This window comes from Arthrobacter sp. 10L430 (genome assembly GCF_056395245.1).
Genome location: NZ_JBFTJD010000006.1, coordinates 129091 through 142691 on the forward strand (window position 1 = coordinate 129091; position 13601 = coordinate 142691).

12 protein-coding genes are annotated in these 13601 nt (G+C 67.1%); 3 read left to right on the plus strand and 9 right to left on the minus strand.

Going from position 1 to position 13601, the window contains the following annotated elements:
- The first annotated feature begins 123 nt into the window (after positions 1–123).
- Entirely contained in the window at positions 124–942 is an 819-nt protein-coding gene (locus AC1DDG_RS08995; protein WP_476875848.1) for an HhH-GPD family protein, read from the plus strand.
- 176 nt (positions 943–1118) lie between these two features.
- On the plus strand, positions 1119–1622 hold the full coding sequence (locus AC1DDG_RS09000) for a hypothetical protein (protein WP_476875791.1): 504 nt from the start codon (positions 1119–1121) through the stop codon (positions 1620–1622).
- A 23-nt stretch (positions 1623–1645) separates the two neighbouring features.
- Here AC1DDG_RS09000 and dhaM read toward each other — a convergent pair whose 3' ends face one another.
- From dhaM to lysS, 9 genes are all read right to left on the minus strand, one after another.
- Complete coding sequence (dhaM, locus tag AC1DDG_RS09005) at positions 1646–2386, minus strand: dihydroxyacetone kinase phosphoryl donor subunit DhaM (RefSeq protein WP_476875792.1); 741 nt, start codon at positions 2384–2386, stop codon at positions 1646–1648.
- The gene (gene dhaL / locus AC1DDG_RS09010) at positions 2383–3009 is read right to left on the minus strand and encodes a dihydroxyacetone kinase subunit DhaL (protein ID WP_476875793.1); all 627 of its coding nucleotides are present in this window, start codon (positions 3007–3009) and stop codon (positions 2383–2385) included. Before dhaL ends, dhaM begins: the two co-directional genes overlap by 4 nt.
- Before the next feature lie 2 nt (positions 3010–3011).
- Entirely contained in the window at positions 3012–4013 is a 1002-nt protein-coding gene (dhaK, locus tag AC1DDG_RS09015; RefSeq protein WP_476875794.1) for a dihydroxyacetone kinase subunit DhaK, read from the minus strand.
- 342 nt (positions 4014–4355) lie between these two features.
- On the minus strand, positions 4356–4865 hold the full coding sequence (locus AC1DDG_RS09020; protein ID WP_230117881.1) for an amino-acid N-acetyltransferase: 510 nt from the start codon (positions 4863–4865) through the stop codon (positions 4356–4358).
- A gap of 24 nt (positions 4866–4889) precedes the next feature.
- Positions 4890–7013, minus strand: a complete 2124-nt coding sequence (locus tag AC1DDG_RS09025; protein ID WP_476875795.1) for a S9 family peptidase — start codon at positions 7011–7013, stop codon at positions 4890–4892.
- 186 nt (positions 7014–7199) lie between these two features.
- A complete protein-coding gene (locus AC1DDG_RS09030; protein WP_230117879.1) occupies positions 7200–9692 on the minus strand; it encodes an ATP-dependent Clp protease ATP-binding subunit in 2493 nt (830 codons plus the stop codon).
- A 491-nt stretch (positions 9693–10183) separates the two neighbouring features.
- Positions 10184–10510 (minus strand): histone-like nucleoid-structuring protein Lsr2, encoded by a 327-nt coding sequence (locus AC1DDG_RS09035; protein ID WP_230117878.1) that lies wholly within the window; start codon positions 10508–10510, stop codon positions 10184–10186.
- 137 nt (positions 10511–10647) lie between these two features.
- Positions 10648–10932 carry a hypothetical protein gene (locus AC1DDG_RS09040; protein ID WP_476875852.1) on the minus strand — a complete coding sequence of 95 codons (285 nt, stop codon included), beginning with the start codon at positions 10930–10932 and terminating at the stop codon, positions 10648–10650.
- A 2-nt stretch (positions 10933–10934) separates the two neighbouring features.
- A complete protein-coding gene (gene lysS / locus AC1DDG_RS09045) occupies positions 10935–12473 on the minus strand; it encodes a lysine--tRNA ligase (RefSeq protein WP_230117877.1) in 1539 nt (512 codons plus the stop codon).
- A 98-nt stretch (positions 12474–12571) separates the two neighbouring features.
- Between lysS and AC1DDG_RS09050 the strand changes: the two genes are divergently transcribed.
- Positions 12572–13534 (plus strand): alpha/beta fold hydrolase, encoded by a 963-nt coding sequence (locus tag AC1DDG_RS09050; RefSeq protein ID WP_476875796.1) that lies wholly within the window; start codon positions 12572–12574, stop codon positions 13532–13534.
- The last annotated feature ends 67 nt before the right edge of the window (positions 13535–13601 follow it).

Genomic DNA, 13601 nt, shown 5'->3' on the forward strand with positions numbered 1-13601 from the left:
ACCGTCCGCCCGGAGCTGACCGAGATCCACGATTCCCTGGGCAACTGGTTCGCGGCTGAGGCGCGGGACTTGCCGTGGCGGTCAGCGGCCTGCCCGCCCTGGGGCGTCCTTGTCAGCGAGATCATGCTCCAGCAGACGCCCGTGGTGCGCGTCCTGCCTGTCTGGGAGGAATGGCTCCGGCGCTGGCCCGAGCCGGCGGACCTCGCCCGCGAACCCGCCGGAGAAGCCGTCCGTTCCTGGGGCCGGCTTGGCTACCCGCGGCGCGCCCTCCGGCTCCACGCCGCAGCCGTTGCCATCGGGCAGGACCACGGCGGGCAGGTGCCCGCGGACTACGCCCAGCTGCTCAGCCTGCCGGGCGTCGGCAGTTACACCGCTGCCGCCGTCGCCGCCTTTGCCTATGGCCGGCGCGAGACCGTGGTGGACACCAACATCAGGCGCGTCCACGCGCGCCTCTTTTCGGGGACGGCGCTGCCGTCGCCGGCGCTGACGGCAGCAGAAATGCGGCTGGCCGCAGCGCTGCTGCCGGACGACGCCGGCACTTCAGTCCGGTGGAACGCTTCAGTCATGGAGCTGGGCGCCCTGGTCTGCACGGCGCGCGCGCCGAAGTGTTCCGCGTGCCCGGTACGCGAAAGGTGCGCCTGGCGGGCCGCCGGTGAGCCGCCGCCGTCGTACACGCCGAAAGGACAGGCATGGCACGGCACGGACCGGCAGGTCCGCGGTGCCGTGATGGCCGTGCTTCGGCTGGCTGATGCACCCGTACCTGCGGAAATGTTCCAGCAGGCACCTGCAGATCTCGGCTTCGAGGCGTCCGGGATCGGCGTTCCGCTCGCCGCCCTGCACCGGCTGAACTCGGCACCGGAACAGCTCGAGCGGGCACTCGCCGGGCTTCTAGAGGACGGCCTCACCGAGCTCCATCAGGGCGGCTACCGGCTGCCCGGCTGATGAGTGAAGGCCCGGCCGGACCCGGCCGGAAACCTGGAGCCGGGGGGTGCGTTTTGGTCACAGTTTGGGAGTCGATGCGCCCGGGGCCATAACGATGTCTGCACCAGTTTCCGTGCGGCGGACCGGGCTGCCCGGCAGCGGCTCTACCCTGAAGTATGGGCAAGGCAGGGGTACTTTTGGCCACAATCACAACAACAGTCCTCCTCTCCGGCTGCCAGTCGTTCGAGGTCGCGTGTCCGTCGATTGCCCAGGCCCCCGGCGTGGCGGTGACAGTGGCAACCGACTACGCTGCCGCGGTCACGTCGCTCCACCTCAAGGCCTGCCAGGACGGCACCTGCAAGGCGGCGGACGTTCAACTGGTACCGGGCACTGCATCGGCAGACCAGGGCTGCTCCCCCGACGCCGAGCCGCCGGGCGGCTACGGCCCCGGCAGCGTCTGCTCCGCCACGTCCTCACCCGACGGGACCAAGAGGGGCATGCTCCAGCTGGCCACGCTGAGCGAGTCACCCCTGGACGTCACGGTCACGGGGACCCTCAGGGACGGCAAACCGCTTCCGTCCCGGACCCTGCACTTCACGCCCAAGGGGAATTACCCCTTCGGCGAGCAGTGCGGACGGTTCGTTTCGGCGTCGGTGGTGCTGAACGCAGCCGGTCTCCTTCAGGACGGAACGGCCGGCTAGCCGTCAGGACGGCACGGCAGGCATCAGGGTTCGCCGAACCCTGCCCTGACCAGACTGCCAACATATTCGACCGCGCGCTCCGCATCCGGACCGGACGCCTGCACGTGCAGCACCGACCCCTTGCCTGCCCCCAGCGTCATGAGCCCGGTCATCGATGCCCCGTCCACGCCGTTCACGGTGACCTCGGCGTCCATGCCGGAGATGCCGCCGGCGATCTTCGCCGCAGGCCTGGCGTGCATGCCCGCCAGGTTCACGAGTTCAAAGTCTCCGCTCGCGTCCGGCGGCGCCTGGCCGTCCTCAGCAAAGGCGCCCGCGGACGCAGTTCCGTGCCGGGCAGGGGCATGCCCACCCACTGGAACGTGTTGCTCGTCCTTGGGGCGTGAGGCGGGGTAACCGTGGGTGGCCTCGGCGGCGCGTCTGACAGCATGGACGCTGGCGCCGCCCTGGGCAGCCACGGCCGCCGCCACGAGGCCTTCAACAATCGGCGCGTCGGCGAGCAGAACGGTCGCCGTTCCCTCGGCAAACTCCAGGGCCGACTCCGCGGTCATCACGGCTGATCCGAGGTCGGTGAGCACCACCACGCCGTCGCCGCCTGATACCTGCTCGAGGGCGGCCATCACCTTGTCCAGGCTGGTGCCGATTCCGCCGTCCGAGGTTCCGCCGGCCGGCACCATCATCACGTCCGGCGCCATCTGGGCTGCCAGTTCAACGGCGCCGTCGGCGATCTTGTCGCTATGGGAAACCACCACAATCCGCACGGTCATGCGGCGGCTCCGGCTGCTGCCCGGAGGATCAGGGCGCTGGAGGCCGCCCCCGGATCGCGGTGCCCGGCGCTTCTCTCGCCGAGGTAGCTTGCGCGTCCCTTGCGGGCCACGAGGGGATCGGTGGCCACAGCGCCGGCTTCGGCGGCCTCGGCCGCCGCGATCAGCACCGCGAGTGTGTCGCCGTCACCTGCCGCCGCCTTGGCCGCTTCGACGGCCGGAGTCCACGCATCCACCATGGTCTTGTCGCCGGACTCGGCTTTGCCCCGGGCAACGATGCCGTCCCGCGCGGCTCCGAGCGCTGCGGCGAGAGCCGGAGCGTCGACATATGCCGCGTCGCCCAGAGCCGTTGCCGCCCGCAGGAACGCCGTGCCATAGAGCGGGCCCGCCGCTCCGCCCACCTTGGACATCAGCGCCATGGCTGTCAGCTTGAGCGCAGCCCCGGGAGTCTCGGGCGGGGTTTCAGCCAGCTTGTCCAGGACGGCCTGAAAGCCGCGGTCCATGTTTTCGCCGTGGTCCGAGTCGCCGATCGCCCTGTCCAGTTCGATGAGCTCCACCCGGTGCTCGGCCATGGCCTGCGCGGACAGCGTCAGCCACTTGACAGCCCAGGTGACGTCCAGGGTCACGGTCACACGCCCCGGCGCAGGGCCGCGGTGTGGACGGGGGCATCCCACAGCGTCGTCATGTCGTCGTCGAGCCGCAGCACCGAAATGGAGCAGCCCTGCATTTCGAGCGAAGTGATGTAGTTGCCCACGAGCGAACGCTCCACGGTGGCGCCCCTGTCCGCCAGGACCTGGGCCGCCCGGCGGTACACGATGTAGAGCTCGCTCAGCGGCGTGCCGCCCATGCCGTTGACGAAGAGGAGTACCTTGTCTCCGGAAGCCACTCCGAGGTCGCTCAGTATCGGCTCCATGAGGCGGTCCGTAATGCCGTCCGCGGGTTCCATGGCGATCCGGTGCCGCCCGGGCTCGCCGTGGATTCCGATGCCGATCTCGATTTCGTTGTCCTCAAGGTCGAAGCTGGGCTTGCCCGCGTGCGGGACCGTGCATGCGGAGAGGGCCACGCCCATGGTCCGGACATTCTGGTTCACGCGGTTTCCGATGGCGGCCACCGCGTCAAGGTCGTCACCGCGCTCGGCTGCGGCACCGGCGATCTTCTCGACCAGCACTGTGCCGCCCACACCCCGGCGACCGGCCGTGTACAGGGAATCCTCCACGGCGACGTCGTCGTTGACCAGCACCGTGCGGACCTCCACCCCCTCTGCCTGCGCCATTTCCGCGGCCGTCTCGAAGTTCAGGACGTCACCGGTGTAGTTCTTGACGATGTGCACCACTCCTGCCCCCGAATTGACGGCGAGGGTGGCCGGGAGGATCTGGTCGGGGGTGGGTGAAGTGAAGACGGCGCCCGGCACTGCGGCGTCGAGCATTCCCAGACCCACAAAACCGGCGTGGAGCGGTTCATGCCCGCTGCCGCCGCCGGAGACAAGGCCAACCTTGCCCGCAACGGGGGCATCCCGGCGGGTGACGTACTTCGGTTCTGCGCTGACGGTCACGAGGTCGGCATGGGCAAGCCCGAAGCCTTCCACTGATTCGTCCACCACAGCGCGGGGGTCATTAATGAGCTTTTTCACGGCCGGGCTCCTGGGCTCTCGGTGCTTCGTCATTGACATCGGTCAGGATGTGCTTTGACCCTACTACCGGCACCGCCCCTTCGGTAGCTCTGGATGCTGCCAGGTGCGCAAACCGCGGCCCCAGCTGCGGAAACGCAGGAAGGGACAGCCCCCAATGACTGTCCCTTCCGGCGTCCGAAAAGTTTATCCAGCAAATGTACAAAAGAAAAGATGTGACTTTGGGAAGTTGAGCGGATCTTGGTCTGTTCCAGCGTAAATTCGGCGCGGGCAACGCCCGAGAGCGGCAGCATCTACCCGGGCGGCGGCCGCCCGCCCGGCGAGGCAACGCCGCCAGCAAGGAACCTAAAGGGTCCTGATCATCCGGGTGTTGCCGAGCGTGTTCGGCTTGACCCGTGCGAGGTCCAGGAATTCTGCCACACCTTCGTCGTGCGAGCGCAGCAGTTCCGAGTAGACCTGGGGGTCCAGCGCCGACTGATCGGCCATCACCTCGAAGCCGTGCCGCTTGAAGAAGTCCACCTCGAATGTCAGGCAGAACACGCGCGAGACGCCGAGCGCCGCTGCTTCCTCCAGGAGGCTTTCCACCAGGACATGGCCAACGCCCTGGCCGCGCCAGGCGTCCGAGGCAGCCAGCGTGCGGACCTCCGCGAGATCCTCCCACATCACGTGCAGGGCTCCGCAGCCGATCACCTCGCCCTGGGCGGACTCGGCAATCCGGAACTCCTGCAGGCTTTCGTAGTAGGCCACAGTCTCCTTGGCCATCAGGATCCGCTGCTCCGCCAGGGGCGCCACCAGTCGCTTGATGGCAGTCACGTCGCTGGTGCGGGCGGGGCGGATGGTGAAAGAGTCAGTCACAGCCCCCATCTTACGGCGGCCAGCTCACAGGCCCAGTTCGGCAGGCAGCGGGATGTCCTTGTCCAACAGGTTTTTGGCGAGGAAGTGTTCAACCACGCCGTACCAGACCCTGGCGTGCTGCGGCTGCAGGATCCAGTGGTTCTCGTCCGGATAGAACAGGAAGCGGTGGCTGGTCTGCCCGTTCTCGTCGGCGGCGAGCTCGGACTTGGAGAGCAGTTCATACCAAAGCCGCAGGCCTTCGCCGATGGGCACCCGGTAGTCCTTGTCCCCGTGAATCACTAGCATGGGCGTCCTGATCTTCTCCACATGAAGGTGCGGCGAATTCTCCAGCGCCATCTCCGCCGTCATTTCCTTGAGCCAGTACTGCGAGGCGTCAGTCGTGGGCCCGAACTGGTCCAGTGCCCACAGGCTGGCGTGGGTCACAATCGCCTTGAACCGGCTGGTCTGCCCGGCCACCCAGTTCGCCATGTAGCCGCCGAAGGATCCACCCATCGCGGCTGTCCGCGTTTCGTCGATGTCCGGCCGCTGCACCACAGCGTCTGTGATCGCCATCAGGTCGGTGAAGGGCGCCTTGCCCCAGCCGCCCCAGCCGCGCTGGATGTACTCCTGGCCGTAGCCCGTGGACAGGGCCGGGTCCGGCAGCAGGACCGCGTAGCCTTTGGCCGTGAGCAGCCAGGGGTTCCAGCGCCACGTCCACGCATTCCAGGATCCCAACGGGCCGCCGTGGATCCAGAGGAGCAGCGGTGCCGGGCTTTCCGCTGACGCCCCCGCCGGCAGGGCAAGGTAAGCGGGAATCCGGGAGCCGTCCGCCGCCGACGTCTCCACGCGCTCCAGCGTCCCCTCAAAGTGCGGCCGCCCGGCCGGTGCCGGGAGCCTGGTGACCGCCCCGGCGGCGAGATCTATGCGCACCGGTTCCGACGGAAACTCGTAGGAGCTGCGCAGCGCGTACGCGCTCCGGCCGTCAGGTGAGACCACGACGTCGGTGTAGGCGGCTGCGTCCGGCGTCACCCGGGCGACGCTCCCCCGGGCGGCTCCTGCCGCAACCGTGACGCTGAAAACCGGGGACGCGCCGTCGTCGTCAGCCGTGACCAGCAGTGCGGAACCGTCCGGGAGCCACGCTTCGGGGTGGGCCCAGCGGTCCCAGTCGTGGGCCAGTGGCGTGAGGTCTTCCGCGTCCGCCTCCCCGGACACGTCGAGCAGGTGAAGCTTGACCTGCGGGGCCTCCTGGGGAGTCGTGTCGCTTTCACTGACAACGGCGAGCGTCCGCCCGTCGGGGCTGACCGGGCCCGGGAAGTAGCTCATGCCTTCCGTGTCGAGAAGGACTTTCTGCGTGCCGGTGGCGACGTCCACGGCCACGAGGACCGAGCGGAGGTCCGCCTTGGGCAGGGGCCTGGCGAAGCTCGTGTAGATGGTTGTGCCGTCCGGGCTGACAACGGACTCGGCCTCGCGGAGCCTGGATCCCGCGTTCGGGGTGAGATTCCGCAGCTTCCGGGGCGCGGCGCTGTCCACCGTGTCTGGCTTTGACGGCTCCTTGTCGGGCCCGGGTTCCACTGCGAAGAGGCGCGGCTGCGCGGGGCCGAGGTCGGCGTCCCAATACCGCACGGGGTATTCGCTGTGGAGGATGGCCGCCACTTTGTTGTCCTTGCGCGCTTTCCGGCGTTCGGCGTCGTTGTCCTCGTCTGTGGAACCGGCAAGCACCGATGCCGCGACGAAGGCCGCGTCCGCGTTCCTCGCCGCCATGACCTTCTCCACGCCGCCGGCCCGGGCCAGCACCACCCGGGCCTCGCCGCCGCCGGCTGGCAGGAGCCAGAGGGCATTCACGGGGTCGCTGTCGGTGTCCGTCTTCTCCGGATCGGGGCGGGCCGAGGTGAAGTAGACGTCCCCGTTGGCCGCGAACACGGCACCGGCTTCGCCCTTGGCGCTGCGCGTGATCCGGCGGGCCTGTTTCTCGCCCGCAGGGTCGATTTCCCACAGGGCCGTGCCATACTCCGTGCCCGTGCTGTTCAGCGTGGCAACAGTGGTGACCAGCCGCCGCCCGTCCGGGCTCAGGGCAAGGCCGCTGACGCGCGGGATCGCCAGATAGTGGCCAAGGTCGTGGAAGGGGGTCGCAGGTTGGTCGCGCAGGATCGCTGCGTCATCAGAAGCCATGTGCCGATTCAACACTGCCTGTGCCGTGGATCACAGATGCGTTCACTGACAGTGAAACAGTACTTTCAGACTACGCAGGCGGTACGTGTGGTCGGCCTGTGCGCTGCGGCACCGGGACGCAGGAGGCCCCGCCTGCTCCCTTGCGGGTGCGGGCGGGGCCTCGATGGAGCAGAGTGCGGCTGGAGCCTAGGCGCTCGGAGCGATCTCCGGGATGCGCGGCTTGGCGTTGCCGGCGAAGGTGAACTTGGCTTCGTCTCCCTCGCCGTCCACATCCACCACAACGATGTCGCCCGCGTGGATCTCTCCGAAGAGGATCTTCTCGGACAGCTGGTCCTCGATCTCGCGCTGGATGGTGCGGCGCAGCGGCCGCGCACCCATTGCGGGATCGTAACCGCGCGTGGCCAGGAGCACCTTGGCCGCCGTGGTGAGCTCGATTCCCATGTCCTTGTCCTTGAGGCGCTTCTCGAGGCGGCCCACGAACATGTCCACGATCTCGATGATCTCGTCCTGGGTCAGCTGCGGGAACACCACGACGTCGTCAACACGGTTCAGGAACTCGGGGCGGAAGTGCTGCTTGAGCTCTTCCGTGACCCGCGCCCGCATCCGGTTGTAACCGGTCTGCGTGTCCGTGCCGGACTGGAAGCCGGTGGCGACGCTCTTGGAGATGTCCCGGGTACCGAGGTTGGTGGTCATGATGATCACGGTGTTCTTGAAGTCCACCACACGGCCCTGGGAGTCGGTCAGGCGGCCGTCCTCCAGGATCTGCAGCAGGGAGTTGAAGAGGTCCGCGTGGGCCTTTTCCACTTCGTCGAACAGGACCACGGAGAACGGACGGCGGCGGACCTTCTCGGTCAGCTGACCGCCCTCTTCGTAGCCGACGTAGCCCGGAGGGGCACCGAAGAGCCGCGATACCGTGTGCTTCTCCGAGTACTCGGACATGTCCAGGGTGATCAGGGCGTCCTCTTCGCCGAACAGGAACTCGGCAAGAGCCTTGGCCAGCTCGGTCTTGCCGACGCCGGTGGGGCCGGCAAAGATGAACGAGCCGCCGGGGCGCTTCGGATCCTTCAGCCCTGCACGGGTGCGGCGGATGGCCTGGGACAGGGCCCTGATGGCCTCGTTCTGGCCGACCACGCGCTTGTGCAGCTCGTCTTCCATCTTCAGCAGTCGCGAGGACTCTTCCTCGGTCAGCTTGAAGACCGGAATGCCCGTTGAGTTGGCCAGGACTTCAGCGATCAGGTCCTCGTCAACCTCGGAGATGTCGTCCATCCCGCCGGTCTTCCAGTGGCGTTCCTTCTCCGAGCGCTCGGTGATGAGCTTCTGCTCCTTGTCGCGCAGCGCTGCGGCGCCTTCGAAGTCCTGCGCGTCAATCGCGGACTCCTTCTCCATCTTCAGCTCGGAGATGCGTTCGTCCATCTCCTTGAGCTCCGGCGGAGCGGTCATGCGGCGGATGCGGAGCCGGGCACCGGCTTCGTCGATGAGGTCGATCGCCTTGTCCGGCAGGAAGCGGTCCGAGATGTAGCGTTCGGAGAGGTTCGCTGCCGAGGCGAGGGCGCCGTCGGTAATCGTGACGCGGTGGTGCGCCTCGTAGCGGTCACGCAGGCCCTTGAGGATCTCGATCGCGTGCGCAACCGAAGGCTCCTTGACCTGGATGGGCTGGAAGCGGCGCTCGAGGGCGGCGTCCTTCTCGATGTGCTTGCGGTACTCATCCAGCGTGGTGGCGCCGATGGTCTGCAGCTCGCCGCGGGCCAGCATGGGCTTCAGAATCGAGGCCGCATCAATCGCGCCTTCAGCGGCACCGGCACCCACCAGGGTGTGGATCTCATCGATGAACAGGATGATGTCACCGCGGGTGCGGATCTCCTTGAGGACCTTCTTCAGCCGCTCTTCGAAGTCACCGCGGTAGCGGGAGCCGGCCACGAGGGACCCGAGGTCCAGCGTGTACAGCTGCTTGTCCTTGATGGTCTCCGGCACGTCGCCGCGGACAATCGCCTGGGCAAGGCCCTCGACGACGGCGGTCTTGCCGACGCCGGGCTCGCCGATCAGCACCGGGTTGTTCTTGGTGCGGCGGGAGAGGACCTGCATGACGCGTTCCATTTCCTGCTCGCGTCCGATGACGGGGTCCAGCTTGTTCTCTCGGGCAGCCTGCGTCAGGTTCCGGCCGAACTGGTCCAGGACAACTGAACCCGCAGGGGTGCCTTCGGCCTGGCCCTGGCCCACGCCGGCCCCGGTGGTCTCTTTGCCCTGGTAGCCGGACAGCAGCTGGATGACCTGCTGGCGGACACGGTTGAGGTCCGCTCCGAGCTTCACCAGCACCTGGGCCGCTACGCCCTCACCCTCACGGATAAGGCCCAGCAGGATGTGCTCCGTGCCGATGTAGTTGTGGCCGAGCTGCAGGGCTTCGCGCAGCGAGAGCTCCAGCACCTTCTTTGCACGGGGGGTGAAGGGGATGTGGCCGGAAGGAGCCTGCTGGCCCTGCCCGATGATCTCCTGCACCTGCTCGCGGACGCCGTCGAGCGAAATGCTCAAGGACTCAAGAGCTTTGGCGGCAACGCCCTCACCTTCATGGATCAGACCCAAGAGGATGTGTTCGGTACCAATGTAATTGTGGTTCAGCATGCGTGCCTCTTCTTGGGCAAGCACAACTACGCGACGGGCACGGTCCGTAAATCGCTCAAACATTTCGCCACACTCCTAGCTACGACGTACTTTGATGCTACGTGGGCAAGGCATGACTTGGGGAGCTTGTTCGCCACAGGGGAAACCGCAACTGTTGCGCACCTCCGTCCGCGGGCCGCCGGAACCATCTCTCCGGTGTCGGGAAAGGGCCGCAGCGCATGTTCGCGTCCCGATGCGCGCTGCCCGGGCGCGCATTAGCAGCCGTACCGCAAATGGGGATTTTAATGACCGACCCGGAGCATTCGGAATTTCGCCCCGGCCGAACTGCGGGAAGGGCCCATCCGGATTGTCGGGCCAGGAAGTTTCGCTTCCCCGGGAAGATTCGCGGGGATGAGGAGGATTCCTTCGGTAAACCGAATGCAGTTGCCCGGAGATTCCTCCGAACAAAGAGGGAAGCCTGCTGATTAATGCCCCATGCGGTGTTCGGTGCTTAAAGAGCGGTGCCCCCGGGTCTGGCCGGGGGCACCGCTCTTAATGCTCAGGACTTCAGCAATCTAGGAATTAGCCTTTTGGTACGCTTCCTGGATTTCAGCCTGGATGCGGCCGCGGCTATTAACCGTGTAGCCGTGGTCCCTGGCCCACTGGCGTATCTGCGCAGAGTCTTGGTTGCGTCCGCCTGCTGCCTTGGTGCGGGCAGGGCGTCCGCCGGAAGTTTTGCGGCCAGCTGCAACAAAGCGTTCCAGGGCTGACCGCAGTTCTGAAGCATTGGCAGATGACAGGTCAATTTCGTAACCGACGCCATCCAGCCCAAAACGGACAGTTTCGTCCGCCGATCCCCCATCCAGATCGTCAACGAGGACGATATTAACTTTCTGTGCCATCAAAGTTCTCTCTTTTGGAAAGGGACGTGTAATCAGAAAAGCAGGATGTTTCCCTATGAAGTATGTCCCTCAATAAGGCAACGCGTCAAAACACGCTTTGGTTCCATGGGGAAAACCCGGGGAAGAAATGTTGCCTGTTATTTGTCGGATTCCGTCGAGGGAGCCGAAGGGCCGGCGGGCGGAAATGCTTCCCGGGCATTCGGCTGCGAATCCGGGCGGGAACGCGGCTGCCTCTTTTCCTGCCCCACGGCCTGCGCGGCCGCTTGCGCCTGCGCGGCCGCTTCCGCCTGCGCGTCGGCTTCGGCCTGCGCCCTGGCCTCGGCCTGGCGCTCGGACTTGTCCGCGTTGAAGATCGACTTCATGGCGAACCAGAAGATCAGGCCCACCACGAGGGAGGGCAGCAATACGGCTACGTACTCCATGGTCAGTGCCCCTCGGGCTTCAGGAGCGGGAACAGGATGGTCTCCCGAATCCCGGCGCCGGTGAAGAGCATCACGAGGCGGTCGATGCCCAAGCCGATGCCGCCCATGGGCGGCGCTCCGTACTCGAGGGCACGGAGGAAGTCCTCGTCCAGCTGCATGGCCTCGACATCACCGGCGGCGGCGTGGCGCGACTGCTCGGTGAGTCGTTCGCGCTGGATCACGGGGTCGATGAGCTCGGAGAAGGCGGTGCCGCGCTCCATGCCGCCGATGATGAGGTCCCAGGCCTCGATAAGGCGGCCGTCCTCGCGGTGGGGTCGGGCCAGCGGCTGGGCGGACGGCGGGTAGTCGTAGACGAACGTCGGGTTCAGCAGCGTGGGCTCCACGATCTCGCCGAACAGTTCCACGGCGAGCTTCTCGGCGTCCCACTTGGGATCAACCTTGACCTCGTGCTTCGCCGCCACGGCGCGCAGTTCTTCCAGCGGCGTTTCCGGGGTGATCTCCTGGCCCACGGCGTCGGAGAGCCCGGGGTACACGGCGAGCCAGGCCCAGTCGCCGTCGAGGTTGATCTCTCCGGCTTCGCTCTGCAGGGTGCGCCCGGCGCCCACGGCGTCCGCCGCGTCCAGGATCATCTCTTTGATCCGGTCCGCCATGACGAACTGGTCAGCCCAGGCCTCGTAGCATTCCAGCGTGGTGAATTCCGGGCTGTGGGTGGAGTCCACGCCCTCGTTGCGGAACACGCGGCCCATGTCGTAGACGCGGTCGATGCCGCCCACCACGGCGCGCTTGAGGTACAGCTCGGTGGCGATGCGGAGGGTCATCTTCTGGTCGAAGGCGTTCATGTGCGTCTCGAACGGGCGCGCCAGCGCACCGCCGTGGACCAGCTGGAGGATGGGTGTTTCCACTTCCACGTAGCTGTGGCGGTGCAGGCTCTCGCGAATGGAGCGGGTGATCGCAGCGCGGGTGTAGACCATCTCGCGGGCTTCGTCACGCACCATGAGGTCCACGTAGCGCTGGCGGACGCGGGTTTCCTCGCTCAGCTCGGCGTGCAGCACCGGCAGCGGACGCAATGCCTTGGACGCCATGGACCAGGAGTCGGCCATGACGGACAGCTCGCCGCGGCGGGAGGAAATGACCTCGCCCTTGATGAAGACGTGGTCGCCAAGGTCCACCAGGGCCTTCCAGTCCGCGAGCGCCTCTTCGCCCACGTTGGCCAGGCTGAGCATGGCCTGCAGCCGGGTGCCCTTGCCGTCCACGCCGCCTTCCTGCAGCGTGGCGAAGCACAGCTTGCCGGTGTTCCGGACAAACACGATCCTGCCGGTCACGCCGACGACGTCCCCGGTGGTCTCGTCCGCTTCCAGGTGCGCGTACTTTTCACGAATTTCGGTGAGCGAATGCGTCCGCTCAACACCCACCGGATACGCCTCTGTACCGCGTTCGATCAGCTTGGCGCGCTTTTCCATGCGGATGCGCATCTGCTCGCTGGCGTCGAGCGGCTCTGGGGCATTCTTGGGGGCGGGGGTGTTTTGGGAAGTCACAAGCATCAAGTTTACCGGGACTTCGCCTGCGCGGCTTTCGGGCTCCATGGGCGCCCGCCCCACCCCTTCAAGAGCCCGCCAGGGGTGGGGCATAGACTCGGGCTGTGGAGACCTGGACTGTTCAGACGGACGACGACGGCGCCCAGCTTGAGGTGCATTCCTTCCGGCCCGCATTGCCCGCCACCGCTGACGGCGGCCCTCCCGCCACCGCCGGCGGGACCCCCGCCCCGGTGACCACCGCGGGTGTCACCCGACCTGTGGCGGAGTCGCCCGGCGTCGTCGTTATCCACGGCACGCTGGTGACGGACGCACTGTACCGGCCGTTCGCCCGCAAACTCAGCCTCCTGCTCAGCCGGCCGGTGCACTGCTACAACCGCCGCGGGCGCGCGGGGTCCGCACCGCAGCCGGACGGGTATTCTGCGGCCACCGAGATCAATGACCTGGCCGCCGTGATGCGCGCGACCGGATCCGAAGATGTGGTGGCCCACAGTTACGGCGGCTTCGTGGCCTTGCAGGCGGCCCGCAGCATTCCGGTCAGGCGGCTCATAACCTATGACGCAGCAGTCTCGCTCTCCGGCAATCTGAACCACCGCTGGCGTCCGGAGCTGGAAGTGGCCGTGACGGCAGGGGAGCTCAACCACGCCTGGGCACATCTGGTCCAGGGGCTGGCGACGGCGGGGCCGGTGTCCTACCTGCCGCTGGGGGCGCTCCGGATGCTGAGCATCATGTCCGCCCGGACCAACGTCGGCGCCGAAATGAGGCAGCTCCTGCCCACCGCCGTCAAGGAAATGCGGGCCGTGCTCGACGCCGACGCCGAATTGGGCGATTTCACCGGTCTTACCACCCCCACGCTCATGCTCAGCGGCGGCTGGAGCCCGGGATATTTCGCGGACACCGGCCGCCAGCTGGCCGCGGCCGTTCCGGCGATCGAGTTTGCGCTGGTCCCTGGCCAGCTCCACGAAGGCCCCATCCGCCCCGGAAAGCGCCTGGCCGTCCGTATGGCGCGCTTTCTCAACGGCACCGACGGCGGCATCCACTCGCTGAGCCGGCGGCGACGGCGCGGGTAGCTGCCGCCCGGACTGGTGACCGACATCTCGGACCCATTCCGAGCGTGACCCGGCTGTCAGCCGGGCC

Excerpts from the sequence above, each read along its gene's own strand:
- AC1DDG_RS08995 (WP_476875848.1), top strand. The coding sequence starts at position 124 with ATGCTCCAGCAGACGCCCGTGGTGCGCGTCCTGCCTGTCTGGGAGGAA.
- dhaM (WP_476875792.1), bottom strand. The coding sequence starts at position 2,386 with ATGACCGTGCGGATTGTGGTGGTTTCCCATAGCGACAAGATCGCCGAC.
- AC1DDG_RS09025 (WP_476875795.1), bottom strand. The coding sequence starts at position 7,013 with ATGGCTTCTGATGACGCAGCGATCCTGCGCGACCAACCTGCGACCCCC.
- AC1DDG_RS09030 (WP_230117879.1), bottom strand. The coding sequence starts at position 9,692 with ATGTTTGAGCGATTTACGGACCGTGCCCGTCGCGTAGTTGTGCTTGCC.
- AC1DDG_RS09035 (WP_230117878.1), bottom strand. The coding sequence starts at position 10,510 with ATGGCACAGAAAGTTAATATCGTCCTCGTTGACGATCTGGATGGGGGA.
- AC1DDG_RS09040 (WP_476875852.1), bottom strand. The coding sequence starts at position 10,932 with ATGGAGTACGTAGCCGTATTGCTGCCCTCCCTCGTGGTGGGCCTGATC.
- lysS (WP_230117877.1), bottom strand. The coding sequence starts at position 12,473 with ATGCTTGTGACTTCCCAAAACACCCCCGCCCCCAAGAATGCCCCAGAG.